Annotated in this window: 8 protein-coding genes; all 8 read right to left on the bottom strand. The window is 34.9% G+C overall.

Annotation, left to right across the window (positions count from 1 at the left end; all coding sequences use genetic code 11):
* Nucleotides 1–543: 543 nt before the first annotated feature.
* Complete coding sequence (locus F0000_RS00100) at nucleotides 544–1,338, bottom strand: CBM9 family sugar-binding protein (RefSeq protein ID WP_255452579.1); 795 nt, start codon at nucleotides 1,336–1,338, stop codon at nucleotides 544–546.
* A gap of 372 nt (nucleotides 1,339–1,710) precedes the next feature.
* Nucleotides 1,711–3,993, bottom strand: coding sequence for a starch-binding protein (locus tag F0000_RS00105; RefSeq protein WP_149622653.1), 2,283 nt, complete (start codon nucleotides 3,991–3,993; stop codon nucleotides 1,711–1,713).
* Between the two features lie 805 nt (nucleotides 3,994–4,798).
* Nucleotides 4,799–6,364 carry an RICIN domain-containing protein gene (locus F0000_RS00110; protein ID WP_149622654.1) on the bottom strand — a complete coding sequence of 522 codons (1,566 nt, stop codon included), beginning with the start codon at nucleotides 6,362–6,364 and terminating at the stop codon, nucleotides 4,799–4,801.
* Nucleotides 6,365–7,303: 939 nt separating this feature from the next.
* Nucleotides 7,304–9,577: a carbohydrate-binding protein gene (locus F0000_RS00115; protein WP_149622655.1), complete on the bottom strand. Its 2,274-nt coding sequence runs from the start codon at nucleotides 9,575–9,577 to the stop codon at nucleotides 7,304–7,306.
* Between the two features lie 388 nt (nucleotides 9,578–9,965).
* Nucleotides 9,966–11,777 carry an acyl-CoA dehydrogenase family protein gene (locus F0000_RS00120; RefSeq protein ID WP_149622656.1) on the bottom strand — a complete coding sequence of 604 codons (1,812 nt, stop codon included), beginning with the start codon at nucleotides 11,775–11,777 and terminating at the stop codon, nucleotides 9,966–9,968.
* A gap of 89 nt (nucleotides 11,778–11,866) precedes the next feature.
* The gene (locus F0000_RS00125; RefSeq protein ID WP_149622657.1) at nucleotides 11,867–13,057 is read right to left on the bottom strand and encodes an acetyl-CoA C-acyltransferase; all 1,191 of its coding nucleotides are present in this window, start codon (nucleotides 13,055–13,057) and stop codon (nucleotides 11,867–11,869) included.
* 10 nt (nucleotides 13,058–13,067) lie between these two features.
* Nucleotides 13,068–15,473, bottom strand: a complete 2,406-nt coding sequence (locus F0000_RS00130; RefSeq protein WP_149622658.1) for a 3-hydroxyacyl-CoA dehydrogenase/enoyl-CoA hydratase family protein — start codon at nucleotides 15,471–15,473, stop codon at nucleotides 13,068–13,070.
* Nucleotides 15,474–15,490: 17 nt separating this feature from the next.
* Entirely contained in the window at nucleotides 15,491–15,946 is a 456-nt protein-coding gene (locus tag F0000_RS00135) for a MarR family winged helix-turn-helix transcriptional regulator (protein WP_149622659.1), read from the bottom strand.
* Nucleotides 15,947–16,063 lie beyond the last annotated feature (117 nt).

Consider the following 16,063-nt stretch of genomic DNA (forward strand, 5'->3'; position numbering starts at 1 on the left):
TTTCGCATCTAATGACATTCTTTTTCTACTATATTTTCTTCATAAAATGAAACAATAGCTATGGCTATTCTTTAATTTGATTCATCAATCTAGCGAAAAATCCTTGCCATTATTTTTACGAAATTCTCACCCGTAAATCGTATAACAAATTATTTATGATAATTTTGTTGAAGGTTGTAAGTCAAAGTATTATACGATTTGTGATTAAAAAATTCGTATAAATTCATTGAATTATTTTTTCTTTATGCAAGGCAAAAAAATCAAGCATAGCTATAGCTACGGTTTATTTTTTAAACGAAGTAGAAAGGAAAAAGAAACGATGAATATGCGAAATTTTTAGTTATAAATCGTATTACTCAAGATGAGTTCGTTGTGTAAAATAAAAAAAACAAAGACAGTCTCTTTGTTTTTTTTAGAAAATTATTGATTTTTAGCATAGATTGTTTTAATCGATAATCGAGATTTAAATGCTCCAGGCTTGCCTCGAAATCGAAATGTTTTTTTTCAATAAATGCATCACGGGCTTGTTCCGAGGGAGTTTACTTATTCTGTTAAAACGATTGTCCCAAAAATGTCGGCATTAATCCATCCTTGATTTTTATCGTCTCCCGGTACAAAAACGGATCCCATAAAGTTTTCCCTTTCCTTACTCGTGTCATTATCATTGTATGCTATTGCAAAACCTAATTTTTGATCTCTAGCGAGTATCACGGCGTCATTAGTTTTGCCCTCTTCATAGGTGTCATCATATACAATAAGTTCAAACTCCCAGACAGATACATTTCCGGTTGTAGTGCGTCTTGTTGTTACATGATCATTATAAAGCACAGGTTTTTCCTGAGCATCAAGGTCTATAACATTACCATCTAATGCTACGTGATATGCAAAGGCATTATTATTAAACTGATGAATACCACCAGAATTATCTGCATCAATAAAAATTTCTACACAATCATCATCCCACCATAGTTTAGTTGGGCTTTTATATTGATCTAATAGTATATTATCTTTAATTTCTACTAGAATGTAGATAGCTTCAGGAGTCCAGGCTATTTTATATCTTCCAAAAAAGTCATCCACAGAAGGATATTCTCCAATCCATGCCTGATCCATTGGATACCATTTCCGTTCATCCCATACGGGGTCATCTGTTTTTCCATCAAGGTTAGGAACAATATTGGCTATTTTTACCTCTCTAATTTGGTGATCTTTTTTTTGTCTTATAGGAGCTTTGATTGTTTCTTTTACATTTATAGGTATGTTAGCCAACATAGGTTGTTTTTTGTTTTTACACGAAATAGTGAGTACAACCAAAAGCAGAATGATATTTTTTTTCACAGAGTAAATTTTATATGAATATTTTATGTAGCGACCGAAAGATATTAAAAACAAACTTTTTATTAGTATTAATGAGGGAAAGTTAAGGTTTTGTATAGCAAAAATTGATTTATTAACCTTTTAATGCTAAAAAGAAACGGTCATTACCAAAAGATAAAGACCGTTTTTAATTGAATTTTAGCATAGGTATTGAACTCATATTGAGTAATATTTTCAACCGAAAAGTTTGACTTTTGTACCATAATGAAGTAGTTTTTTTTCAGCATAGCCATACGGCTAAAAAAAAACAAAATTAACGTGCAAAATGTAAATTTTCTAGGTCAAAGCATTACTCAAGATGAGTCCATTAAGGATAATACCTTAAAAGAATGATTATTGTTTAATAACTTTTAACCTATCTAGTTTATCACCGTTTAATTTTATAGTGTAAAAGTATATTCCTCGTTGTTCCATATCAGTGCCGTTTATATCAATAGTATGATTTCCTGCCTGTATATTTTTATGATACACAGTTTTGGTTTGTCCGAGAATATTAGAGATGTACACCTCTAGAATTCCTTTTTCTGCGATATTAATAGACAAAGTACCTTTGGTAGTAATAGGGTTTGGCCAAATAGTAATTTTACTTTTTTCTGTAGATACATTTTCTTTGTCCAAAGCATCTGCAGTCTCCAAGGCTCTAATGGATGGGCATCCTGTTGGACAATTATTAGTCCACGTTCCTGTTCTTTTACTATTTTGATTTCCTGTAACTCTGAACCATCCATTAGTTCCTCTACTAAGATCTATTGTCTGTTGTCCGTTTCCGTTATTAAAAACAACCCCTATATTGTTAGAAGATACTCCACTTGGCATTGTAAAGGCTTTTCTGCACCAGGAAGTTCCGCTAATGGTATTCATTTGCATTCCTGGCCAATCAGGAGTCCCAGAAAGTTTTTGATTTGTAGATTTATTGAATAAGTATATATTTGTCCTGTTACCCCATCCTGCTCCTGGTTTTAGAAAATTAAGTATTACTTCTGATGTAGAAGAACCATTACAGTTACTCGGGCAATTATCAGACCAGGTGTTTCCCCTATACCAACCATTAGTACTTCTGGTTAGATTTCCTGTTTGATTACTACCATCATTAAATATGATTCTGAGATTATCCCCAGAAACTCCCTCTGGTGGTGTAATCGTGTATGAATACCAGTTAGTTCCAGAAATATTAGTCATAGGAGCACCTGGCCATTCGTTGGTGCCAGGTACTGTTGCATTGGTACCGGTATCAAAAACATATGCTTGTATATTAGAGCTCCATCCATCAGGTTTGAAAAAGTTTACAGTATATGGGGGAACTGTTGTTCCGTTTCCAGTTGTTCCACCTTTAGTCCATACTGCATATCCATTACCAGAAGTTCTCAATGTCCACCCATTTCCGTTAGGAGACCAACTGCCATTTCCTATTTTCATGGCTAATGTTCCTGATTTACCATCAATATATGCTGCATAGAGGTCTCCTCTGGCCTCAGCAATATTAATCGTAGAACCGGCATGTACTCTTACACTTTTTCTTATAGAGATCAATGTCTTTATGGCATTGCGAACGCCTGATCCTGTATCAAAAAAATGAGTCCAGAATACCATAGGGTTGCCGGGATGTGTAAGTATGTATGCATATCCTTTTCTAAGATTCGTTTCGCCACCAGGAAATACAAAGTTTGATCCGCAGCATTGTTGAGCAAAACCAGTATCGTGATTATCCAAAAAAGTAACTGATTTTGAAGGGTTGATTCCGATCATTCCTGATGGTCTGCCTTGACCATCTCTTAAGTAAGAAAGATTATTATCTCTAATAGCATTTTGCAAACTCACTTTTGTATTAAAGTCAAAGGCAGAAGAAGATTGTTGTGCCCGGTTTACAAAATTATTTGTTTGAACTCTGCTGCTTTCAAGTAGTTCTCCAACAGCAAAATATGGGTTTGTAGCATCATTATATTCTTTATTATAGATAGGGTCATACCCATGAACAAAATCATATCTCCACCCATCAAAACCAATATCATTTTTTAGAAATTGCATCCATTTGATAATTTCTGCCCTAACTGCTGGATTTTTATGATCTAAATCTCTTGCTGCGGCAAATCCACCATTAGAACCATCAGATTTAAGGTCAAAACCTGGAACAAAATCTCCGTTGATACTAAATTCTACAGGTCCATTTACAAAATTTCTACCTTCATCATCAGCAGTAATATAAAATGTTGGCCAGGAAGGATTCGTGAAAGTGACAGCATCATTGGTTCCTACCCTATGATTAATTACAATATCACTAAGCACCTTCATGCCTAAGGTATGGTATTGATTTATGAGTGTGATCAACTGATTTTGAGTTCCGTATTCACTGGTAAGATTGTTTAATTCTCGAGGTAGATATCCTTGTGGAGCGGCAGAATTGCTTGGTGGCGGCATCCAGATAACATCTATTCCTGCATCATGAATCGTATTTCTTACTTGTGATACTACATTGTACCAGGTTTGCCCGGCAGGTTGGTTTTGTACGTTCCAGTCAAAAGCCTGAAACATGACATCTTCATCTTGTGCATAGAGACTAAAAAGTGGAAGACTAAAAAGTAATGCTACTAAAGTTTGTGTGATTTTTTTTCTTTTCATTTTTATAGTATTTAATACTGTTAAGAATAATTTTGTGATATATGCATTAAGCGAGTTTGTATAATTGATACCTTACTTTTTCTAATTGAAATTTATGATAAGATTGATTTTATGTTTTTCTGATTTGATAGTTAATGTGTTACTAGATCAGAAATAACATTATCGCCTTTGTTGTTTGTGATATGTTTTATTAAAAAGGAGATAGTTTCAGTAGAATAATTACTACCAGGTATATTTTAAAAAAAGTAATTTCCTAAATAATATGCGATTTTCTATGTAAGCAGGAAGTAGTATCTTAATTCAATAAAGACTAATAAAGGAAGCTTATATAGTTTTTGAGTTTTTGTTAGAGGATAGTGTGATTTCATGATTCATAATTTTTTATTAGTAAAATTTTATTTTGTGTTAAATTTCAACTAAGTTATTACGAAATATTCAATAAAAAAGTTTCGTGAAGTCACTATAACGTTTTCGTGTTGATAAATTGTTGTTTTTTTATGTGAAATATTATGAAATATGCAGTTTTAGTGTTTTTTAGTTTGTATGTATTGCTGATTTGCGACTTCTAATACCCATGCTATTTTTAAAATACTCAAATAAAAAGCATCGATAACGTTGCTATCTATTAATTCTCTTTCACGTATGAATTAAAAAATAATTTGATTCAGTTTAAGGTAATTGTATCTAAGAACTGGTATGCTACTATCACGGAAGGAACAGTAGATTATAAAATTAAATACTAACAAAAAAATAAAATGCCAGACTCGTTGTCTGGCATTTTACTAATATTTTATAAAAACTGATATTATTTTCTGGTTATAGCGAATTTCTTAGCATTTCTATTACCAATTTTTACAGCATAAATTCCTGACGGCAGATTATTACCTAACTCGATAATAATATCATCTCCACCTGATTTTACCTGGTGACTTTGAATTGTTCTTCCGGTCATATCTATAATACGTATACTAAAAGTTCCTTTGGATGAATTAGAAATATTAAGATTTCCTTCAGCGTCAGCAAATATAATTTCACCCAACGCATCATCAAATGGAATATCATTTGAGAAAGCTCTACTTCCCGGACTTAAGATATAAAAACGTTGATTCCGATTACCTGAACTACAATCCCACTGCTGGAATTGCACATTATCTCCTGTGTTTCCACCAGAAAGATCAATACATTTACCTGTTTTTAAATTTTGAAAAGAGAATTGACCATTATCTCTGGCTACTCTTTTCCAATGTTGATCTTGATATCCTCGACAGTCCCATTGCACCAGTTTTACTCCATTTGCAGTATTACCACCTGGAACAGCAATACATCTTCCTGATCGTACATTTTTAATTTCAGAATATCCGTTTCCAACATCTACAAATCTCCATTCTCTAGCGTCTCCTGTTCTTACTGGATGATTCACAATTTTGGCTCCGTTCGCAGAACTTCCATTAATCGGAGATACATTTTTTTGTGATTTCGCAGAAATTATATTAAAAGAATCTCCATTTCCGCCGCCGTTTCCACCGCCGCCACCGCCGCCGCCGTTTCCGTCGTTAACTAATTTATAAGTTCGTACATAATCAACTTTCATAGTGTTGATGTTGTTATTAGTCAAATGACTTCTAACAGCGACACCACCAAGAAAATTTTCATCATCTGTCCATAAATCCCATATTAGGTTTAGGTTTCTGGTAAGAGGTCTATTAGTTCTTACACTACCTGCTGGCTCACCATCCAAATAAAACTGAACATTATTGGCGTCCTTCCACCACATACCTACTACATGGTATTCTTCATTCCAGCGCACTCCTCTTTTAGGATTGCCAGGGGATAAGTTTCTGTTGTCAAAATCTCCTTTGTTTCTTTCTGTGTTACCATTAACAACCTGAAAATATTGAGAATTCATCTGCCAGGGAAAGTTAGGCTGACACCCACAACTTGGTCTGGAATTATTTTCGACGATATCAATCTCATCTCTATTATTGATATCACCGTTGTTTAACCAAAATGTATTGTAAGCAGAAAGATGAGCTGTAATCATTCTACTTTCTGTATACATAGGGAATTTGATCTGAGCTTTGGAATATACTCTGGAGCTCTGAAACCATCTTGAAGAATTGTTGTCAAGTGTTGCCTTTATCCATAAGTTTCCGCCGGATACACCAGAGTTTTGTGCTACCATCTTAGTAGGTGTATTTGGGTAATCCCATAATACTTTTTCCCATTTGTTGTTGTCAAATCCTCCGTTAAATTCGTCTGAAAGATTATTTACCTTTTCCCACTTTTTACCAGAAGGGGCTGCCGGTTGTGCGTACATAAAGGAGTACAGCAAAGTCGCACAAAAACTTAAAATAATAAGCTTGTTTTTCATAATGTTAAAGTTTGTGTTAAATAATAGTTAATTAAGTTTTAATAGTCTCACAGTTAATGAGAATACATTCATAAATAAGTTAAATAATTGCGTTAATAATAAAGTTATCAGTTTTATGGTATTTAAATGATAATTTTATTATAAAATTGATATTTGTCTATATTAAGTCTAGTAGAATTAAGTAGGGTATGCTATTTTGAGAGTAGCTCTTAAGTATTTTACGTCTTTTTTAACTAAAGATTTATGTAAAATGTTTGGCTATTTTATATGGTAAAAAGAACGCTTTTGGGAATGAGCATGATTTCTTTTATAAGCTGTAGTTATTTAATTTATAAATTCAGGAGTTGGTTAGTGTCTTCTGATACTATGAGTCCGAAAACTTAAGTACATAAAAAGGGCAAATTCATAATACCTTTTTAGTTTTAAAACTCATTATACTTAGAAATATGAGCACTGTGTAGATGTTAGTTTTTTGATTTGTAATTTAATGAAATACAGTATTTTATATGGAGTGTTTTTGTAAAATGTAGAGTGTTGTCTTAGGTCTTTGTATGAAAAAAAATGTATAAGGTCTTAAGAGAATAGAAATATTGGGAAAAATAATGATTGTATTTGATGACCTAGTTACATAATAAGTGGATATATCAAGTCTGGTTACTGGAAATCGTATTGTTGCCTGAAAATTGGCAAAGAAGTCCTTATATGGGTGTGTATTACAGCCTAAAACTCATTTGTGTTATTCTAGGGTAACCAATGGCAGATACTTCTGTTTACATCTTAGTAAATTTTATTTAAAACAGGATATAAAAGATTAGAGATAAACGTTTTGATTAAGTAATGAGGGTTGTTGCAGGCTTATGATAAATTATTTATATTTTGTAAAAAAAAATCCCAATGTGAAAACATTGGGATTTTTTGAATTAATAAAATGAGTTTGTACTATTCTTTTATAATTTTTAGGTTTCTTACTTCATCTGTACCTATTAATTGGACAAAATAAATTCCTTGAGGTAAACTTCCTATGTCTATAGTGTGGTCTTTGCCTAGTTTTCTATCTATAAATTGAGTCCCCTTAATATCAAATACACGTACATTAGTTTGAGTCTTACCGGCTTTTCCGGATAATCCTTGTATAAAAACTATATCAGAAGCTGGGTTAGGATACAGTGACAACTGCTGCTCATTAGATGAATTGATACCAGAGTCTCTTGTAGAAGACCTTGATAATATAATCTTGTCCAGATTCCATTGCCAGACAGTATTGCTTGATGCTAAAATTCTTAGTGTTTGCGCGCCTGCTGATAAATTAATTCTGTCATTAGCAACTAGTGATGTGAAGTCATCCCAACCTCCATTATTCGGTACATTGGTTGTTAAAGGAGTTGCTCCTGCAGCAATTAATTGTATTTGTGATCCATTAGAAGGAGTAGAAATAAGATATTCAACAGCATAACTACCAGCGGTAGGAACATTTATTCTGTATTCTGCCCAGTCTCCATTATTTACATAATTAATATTGTTAGCTACTCTATTTACACCCAATCCTGGTCCACCAGTACTGGCATCATTAAAAGTGCCCGAAGTGTCTACGAAATCTTCTGCTTCAATTACTAAAGTAGCATTTCCTCCACCTGGTGGCGGTGGGGGTGATGTACTGATTCGTTCCAAAGTAATTTTATCTAGATTCCATTGCCATTGGTTTGAGCCAGAAGCTACTATTCTCACAGTTTTTCTACCTGCACTTAAATTACTAATTGTGCTTGAAGATACTAATGCATTATAATCTTCCCAATCACCATTATTAGGTACATTATCAGTAGCAACTATGGTGTTGTCAATTAATAATTGAATCTGAGCATTATTAGAAGGAGTTGATATCTGATACGTGATTCTGTAATTACCGGCTGTACCAACATTAATTTCATATTCTGCATAATCACCACTATTCACATAGTTAATACGATTACCCCCTGCATTAACGCCGAATCCCGGACCTCCTGTACTGGCATCATTAAATGTACCATCTGTATTGGTAAAGTTTTCTGCTTCGATCACAATAGTATCACCTGATGGGGGAGGTGGGGGTGGAGTATTATCATTTACTGTGATGCGACTCGTTGCTGTTTTGTTGCCGTCTTGTGTGGTAACAGTAATTGTAGCAACACCTTCTGAAACAGCTGTTACTAAACCATTTGAGTTTACTCTAGCAACGGCATTATTATTAGATGACCAGCTTACAGATTTGTTAGAAGCGTTATTTGGACGTACCGTAGCGTCTAGGTCTCTTGTTTCATTTACACTTAATATAACGTTTGAGTCTGATACAGTCACAGACGTAACAGGTATGTTACCGCCGCCGCCATTATCATTGACTAATTTATATGTGTGTACCCAGTCTACTTTCATGGTATTAATGTTGTTATTCGTCAAATGCTCTCTGACTGCAAGGCCACCAAGCCAAGTTTCATCAGCAGTCCATAAATCCCAAATAAGATTTAGATTTCTAGTAAATTCAATTTCTGGGTATGTTATGCCACCTCTATCTTCACCAACTCTAACACTACCAGCTTCTTCTCCATCAAGGTAAAAAGTCATATTTTTAGAGTCTTTCCACCATACTCCTACGGTATGATACTCTTCATTCCAGCGTACTCCTTTTTTGGGATTATTGTTTGGTAAATTTCTGTTGTCAAAATTATCCTCATTTCTTACTGTAAAACCGTTAGTAGCTTGAAAATATTGTGAGTTCATTTTCCATGGAAAATCAGGTTGGCAACCGCAGCTTGGTCTCGAATTATTTTCTATGATATCAATCTCGTCTCTACTATTGATATCCCCATTGTTCATCCAAAATGTGTTGTAAGCAGAAAGGTGTGCAGTAATAATTCTAGACTCGGTATACATTGGGTATTTAATCTGAGCTTTTGAGTATATTCTAGAACTTTGGAACCACCTGGCTGAGTTATTGTCTAACGTGGCTTTAATCCATAAATTTCCTCCAGAAACTCCAGAATTTTCGGCGATCATTTTAGTAGGAGTATTGGGGTAATCCCATAACACTTTTTCCCATTTGTTACCGTCAAATCCTCCATTAAATTCATCAGAAAGATTATTTACTTTTTCCCATTTTTTTCCTGAGGGAGCGGCAGGTTGAGCATATGCAAGAGTGCATATAAAAGTTAGGCACAAGCCTAACAAGAGTTTGTTTTTCATGATTGTAAAATGTTTGCGTTAAAGTCTGTTTGTGTTAATTATATGTCGTATGAAGAACTTTTTAGTTAATAAATTATTAATTTTATAATTTATGGGATTGAAAGTTTAGTTTTTCGAAAAGTAAATTTAAAGATTATTTTTGGTTCAAATAACGCTGAGTATGCTGAAATTCACTAATGTCTATATAAAGTCTAGTGAAATAGGGCTTCAATAAAATTTCTTGTTATTATGGTTTTGAATACTAGGTAATCATGTGTAGACTGTACAGTTATATAGTATTTTCTTATTTTGGATGAAAGTCAAAAAAACCGTCTTTTTTATAAAAAAGACGGTTTAACCTGTCAAAATAAAATAGAATCCTAAGTTTGATTCTTAATAAAATGTAATATTATGAAAAGCAATATCCGTTTTCTGCGGCTACTTTATCTGCAATTTTGGTTCTCAATGCTACAACGTTTGGTTGATTTGTATATTTAGTAAATCGTTTAAGACCCATAAGCATCATTCGTTGTTCGTCTCCTTGTGCAAAAGAGACAACAGCTTCTTTTCCTTTTTTAATGACAATATCAACAGCATTGTATAGGTATAATTGAGACATTGCAATCTGTATTTGTTGCGAATCTTCGCCAAAACGTTTTGCATTTTTCTCTGTACGCAGGATAGTAGATTCAGCCATATAGATTTCGATTAATATATCAGAAGCTGCCATCAGTAGTTGTTGATGTTCTTCTAGTTCCGGACCAAATTTTTGGACAGCAGACCCAGCCACCATTAAGAAAACTTTTTTTAGTTTTGAAAGTATTTCTTTTTCCTCAGCGAATAATTCAGAATAATCTGGGGTGTCAAAGGATGGAATTCCAGTTAATTCATCAGCAACTTTCATTGCCGGTCCTAATAGGTCTACATGCCCTTTCATTGCTTTTTTTACCAGCATACCAACAGCAAGCATACGATTAATTTCATTAGTTCCTTCATAAATTCGAGAGATACGTGCGTCTCTCCAGGCAGACTCCATAGGAGTATCAGCAGAGAATCCCATACCACCAAAAATTTGTATCCCTTCATCCGTACAATTTTGAACATCTTCAGAAACTGCTACTTTTAAGATTGAACACTCAATAGCGTATTCTTCAACACCTTTAAGCTCTGCTTCCTGATGAGTGTTTCCTTCCGCTTGACGGATAGAAATTCTATCTTCTATATTTTTTGCAGCACGGTAACTTGCTGACTCATCGGCATAGGTATTAGTGACCATCTCAGCAATCTTTGATTTGATAGCACCAAAATTCATAATTGGAGTTTTGAACTGAATACGTTCATTTGCATATTTGGTTGCTTCTCCAATTACTCTGCGTTGTGCATCCAGGCAGGCAGCTGCTAATTTGATGCGTCCCACGTTTAAGGCGTTCATAGCAATCTTAAATCCATTTCCTCTTTCGGATAGCATATTTTCTACAGGAACCTTAGTGTCGCTAAAGAATACTTGTCGTGTAGAAGAGGAATGAATCCCTAATTTTTTTTCTTCATCTGCAAGAGAGATGCCATTAGCAGGATCATTTTCTACAATAAAACCAGTAATATTTTTATCATCCTCAATTCTGGCAAAAACAATAAATATACTACAGAAACCCGCATTAGAGATCCACATTTTCTGACCAGAGATTAGGTAGTGTGTTCCATCTTCAGACAAAACAGCTTTTGTTTTACCGGAATTAGCATCAGATCCGGCTCCGGGTTCTGTTAGACAATAGGCACCAAACCATTCTCCAGTAGCTAATTTTGGTACATATTTTTTCTTTTGTTCTTCATTGCCATACAGTGTAATTGGCATGGTCCCGATACCGGTATGTGCTCCAAAGGCAGTGCTGAATGATCCGGTTGCACCAGAAATATAATCACATACCAGCATTGTGGATACAAACCCCATTCCTAATCCATCATATGCTTCTGGTACCGATACACCTAGCAGACCAAGTTCTCCAGCTTTACGCATACATTCTTCTGTATAGGCATAATCCTTATTTTCAAACCGTTCCCAATGTGCCCAAAGCTCACGGTCTACAAATTCTTTGGCACTATCACGCATCATTTTTTGCTCTTCAGAAAAATCTTCTGGAGTAAATACGTCTTCAGCTTTTGTTTCTTTGACAAGGAATTGCCCTCCTCTAAGAATATCTTTGTTCATAGTTTCTGTACTCATATTTTATAAGATTTTGGTGATTAGGTATTGAGCAGTGAGAGAAGGTGCTAAAATATTCTCAATACTCAAATATCTTATCTCTTTTTATTTTATTTCAAAAATTCAAAAATTCCGGCAGCACCTTGGCCAGTACCTACACACATGGTTACCATTCCGTATTTATTTTTCATACTACGCTTACGCATTTCATCAAATAGTTGTACGGATAATTTTCCTCCGGTACAGCCTAAAGGATGTCCTAGTGCGATGGCACCACCATTAACATTTACGATATCCTGATTAATATTCAATTCGCGCATTACTGCCAGAGATTGAGAAGCAAAAGCTTCATTTAATTCAATCAATTCGATATCTTCTAATTTTAGTCCAGCTTGTTTTAATGCTTTCGGAATTGCTTTTACAGGTCCGATTCCCATGATTCTGGGTTCTACACCGGCTGCTGCATAGTTTACTAATCTGGCAATAGGTTCCAAATTTAATTCTTTAACCATATTCTCACTCATAACCATTACAAAAGCTGCACCATCACTCATTTGCGAAGAATTACCGGCGGTTACACTTCCTCCTGCAGCAAAGACAGGTCTTAGTTTACCAAGTACTTCTTTACTAGTTCCAGCACGTGGTCCTTCGTCTTTGTTTACTGTATAGGATTTTGATGCTTTTTTTCCGTTTTCATCTACATAGATTTGTTTCACATTTATAGGTACAATTTGATCCTGAAAACGGTTTTCAGCTTGTGCTTTTAACGCTTTCATATGTGAGTTATAGGCAAATTCATCCTGATCTTCTCGAGATACATTAAATTGATTGGCTACTGCTTCTGCTGTATTTCCCATTCCCCAGTAATAATCTTCGTGTCCGGATTTTGCAAGATCATAATTTAATTCTGTTTTATAGCCTGTCATGGGCACTGAGCTCATGCTTTCTGCTCCGCCAGCAATAATACAATCTGCCATTCCGGCTTGAATTTTGGCGGTCGCTATTCCAATGGTTTCGATTCCTGAAGAACAGAATCTATTTACGGTGACTCCTGGAACATCGATAGAATCCAGTCCCATAAGTGAGATTAAACGTGCCATATTCAATCCTTGCGATCCTTCTGGCATAGCATTACCAACGATCACATCGTCTATACGTGTCTTATCCAATTGAGGTAGCTCACTCATCATATGCTGTATCGTTTCTGCAGCTAACTCGTCTGTTCTTTTAAACCTGAACACTCCGCGTGGTGCTTTTCCTACGGCTGTTCTATATGCTTTTACTATATATGCTGTTTTCATTTCTTTTTTTTTAGTTTCTTAAAGGTTTACCTTTTTTAAGCATGTGTTCTATGCGCTCGAGTGTTTTACGTTCTGTACATAAAGACAAGAAAGCCTCGCGTTCCAGATCTAATAGATATTGTTCTGTTACCAGTGTAGGCTCGGATAAATCTCCTCCTGCCATAACATATCCCAGTTTGTTGGCTATTTTCTGATCGTGCTCCGAAATATATTTACTGGCTTCCATAGAATCGGTACCTACGAGAAACATTCCCAAAGCTTGCTTACCAAGTACTTTTATGTTTTTACGTTTTACAGGTTGTGTGTATCCTTGTTCAGCCATTAATTTGGCATATGCTTTTGCTGTTGCAATCTGCCGATCTTTGTTAACAACAACTATATCTTTTCCTTTCTGTAATAAATTGGTATCAAAAGCTTCATAAGCAGATGTGGATACTTTTGCCATACCAATTGTTAGAAAATGTTCCTGGAGAACATTCAGTTCTACATCATTTTTCTTAAAAAGGTCTGATGCTCTTAGTGCCATTTCTTTGGATCCACCACCGCCAGGGATAACACCAACTCCAAATTCTACTAATCCCATATAGGTTTCTGCTGCTGCTACAACTTTATCTGCATGAAGTGAAATTTCGCATCCACCACCTAAAGCCATGCCATGAGGCGCGACAATGGTAGGAATAGATGAATAACGCATACGCATCATAGAGTCCTGGAAGTATTTGACAGCCATATGTAATTCATCATATTCTTGCTCTACAGCCATCATAAAAATCATGCCTATATTGGCACCTACAGAGAAATTTGCTGCCTGATTACCAACAACCAGTCCCTGAAAGTCTTTTTCTGCTATATCAATTGCTTTATTTAATCCGGCAAGCACGTCTCCTCCAATAGTATTCATTTTACTTTGGAATTCTACATTAAGGATTCCGTCACCAAGATCTTCTACTACAACACCACTATTTTTAAAAACTTCAGATGACTTACGGATATTATCAAGAATAATGAAAGCATCTTGTCCTGGTACTTTTATCTGTTCTTTTTTAGGAATGTCATAATAATAGGTTGCTCCTTCTTTTACGGTATAGAATGAATTAGCTCCCGAAGCAACCATATCCTTAACCCAGGCAGCTGGCTCGTAACCTTCGGCTTTCATGATTTCAATTCCCTTTTCTACACCAACTGCATCCCAGATCTGAAAAGGCCCGTGTTCCCAGCCAAATCCAGCTTTCATAGCATCATCAATCTTATATAGATCATCAGTGATTTCAGGAATACGGTTGGATACATATGCAAAAAGAGCTGATAAGTTCCTGCGATAAAAATCACCCGCTTTATCTTTCCCAGCGACTAATACTTTAAAACGATCTACTACCTTGTCGATAGTTTTTGTCATTTCTAACGTGGGAAAAGAAGCGCTTTTCTTTTCTCTATAGTCCAAAGTGTCTAAATCCAATGAAAGAATTTCTTTTTTTCCTTCTGGAGACACATGTTTTTTGTAGAAACCTTGTTTTGTTTTACTTCCTAGCCATTTGTTCTCCATCATCGTATTGATGAAACCAGGAAGCTTAAATAATTCATGACGTTCGTCATTTGAGCAATTATCTGCAATACCGTTAGCAACGTGTACCAAGGTATCTAAACCTACAACATCTACTGTGCGGAAAGTTGCTGATTTGGGGCGACCTATTACGGGTCCCGTAAGTTTATCTACCTCTTCTATTGTTAATCCCATATCTTTTACCATATGAAATAAACTCATTATACTGAAAATACCAATTCTATTACCAATAAATGCAGGCGTGTCTTTGGCAACTACAGAAGTTTTTCCTAAAAATTGTTCTCCATATCCATTCAGGAAATCTAAAACCTTCTGAGAAGTATCAGGCCCCGGTATTATTTCAAATAATTTAAGATATCTCGCAGGGTTAAAGAAATGTGTACCACAGAAATGCTTCTGAAAATCTTCACTTCTTCCTTCATTCATGAATTTTATAGGAATACCTGAGGTGTTGGAAGTAATTAAGGTACCTGGTGTTCTGTATTTTTCTAAGTTTTCAAAAACTATTTTTTTAATATCTAGTCGCTCTACTACTACTTCTATAATCCAATCTACATCGGCTACTTTTGCTATATCATCTTCTAGATTTCCTGTACTTATTCTATCCGCAAAACGTTGGCTATAGATTGGAGAAGGTTTTGATTTGAGCGCGGTCGTTAGTGAATCATTTACTAATCTGTTACGCACTACTTTGCTTTCTAAAGTAAGACCTTTAGCTTTTTCTTTGTCATTTAATTCTCTGGGAACAATGTCTAATAATAATACTTCGACGCCAATATTAGCGAAATGACAAGCAATGCCGGAACCCATTATTCCTGAACCGACAACTGCAACTTTTTTAATGACTCTTTTCATTTTTTAACTTCTGGTTGTTAAGATGTTATAGACTCTTTTTTTGTGTAAATTTTCTTTGTGGCAATAAGATCATTTATCAATTGAAATACTTCTAAAAATATATCAAGCTTTTCTTTTGGAACTTGCTGCCTTACAGCATTATCAAATGTAAAAACTACTTCTTTCGAAAAATTTCTCATTTCTACGCCGAAAGGGGTTAGATATATTAAAACACCTCGACCATCCTGAGGGTTTTTCTTTCTAAAGATTAATCCTTTTTCTTCCATAGTTTTTAATGTACGGGATAGGCTAGTAGCTTCCATACCCATTTTAGGTCCCAAAGATGTTGATGGGGTTCCGTTTTCCGGGTCAATGCTCAATAGCGCAAATCCAGTAGCCATAGTACTACCTTTTTTTCCTGCTTCTTCATTATACATTTTGGCAACTGCCATCCAGGTTGCACGAAGCGCATAATCAATCGTTTTTTCTCTCATTCAGATATTGGTTATAAAGGTAAAGGTAAGAATAATTTATTATGCGTGCATAATAAAAAATATAAAAAAATGTGAAAAAGTAAAGTAATTTACGTTTTTATGATGAATTAATAAAAA

Source organism: Aquimarina sp. RZ0, assembly GCF_008370685.1.
Taxonomy (GTDB): Bacteria; Bacteroidota; Bacteroidia; order Flavobacteriales; family Flavobacteriaceae; genus Aquimarina.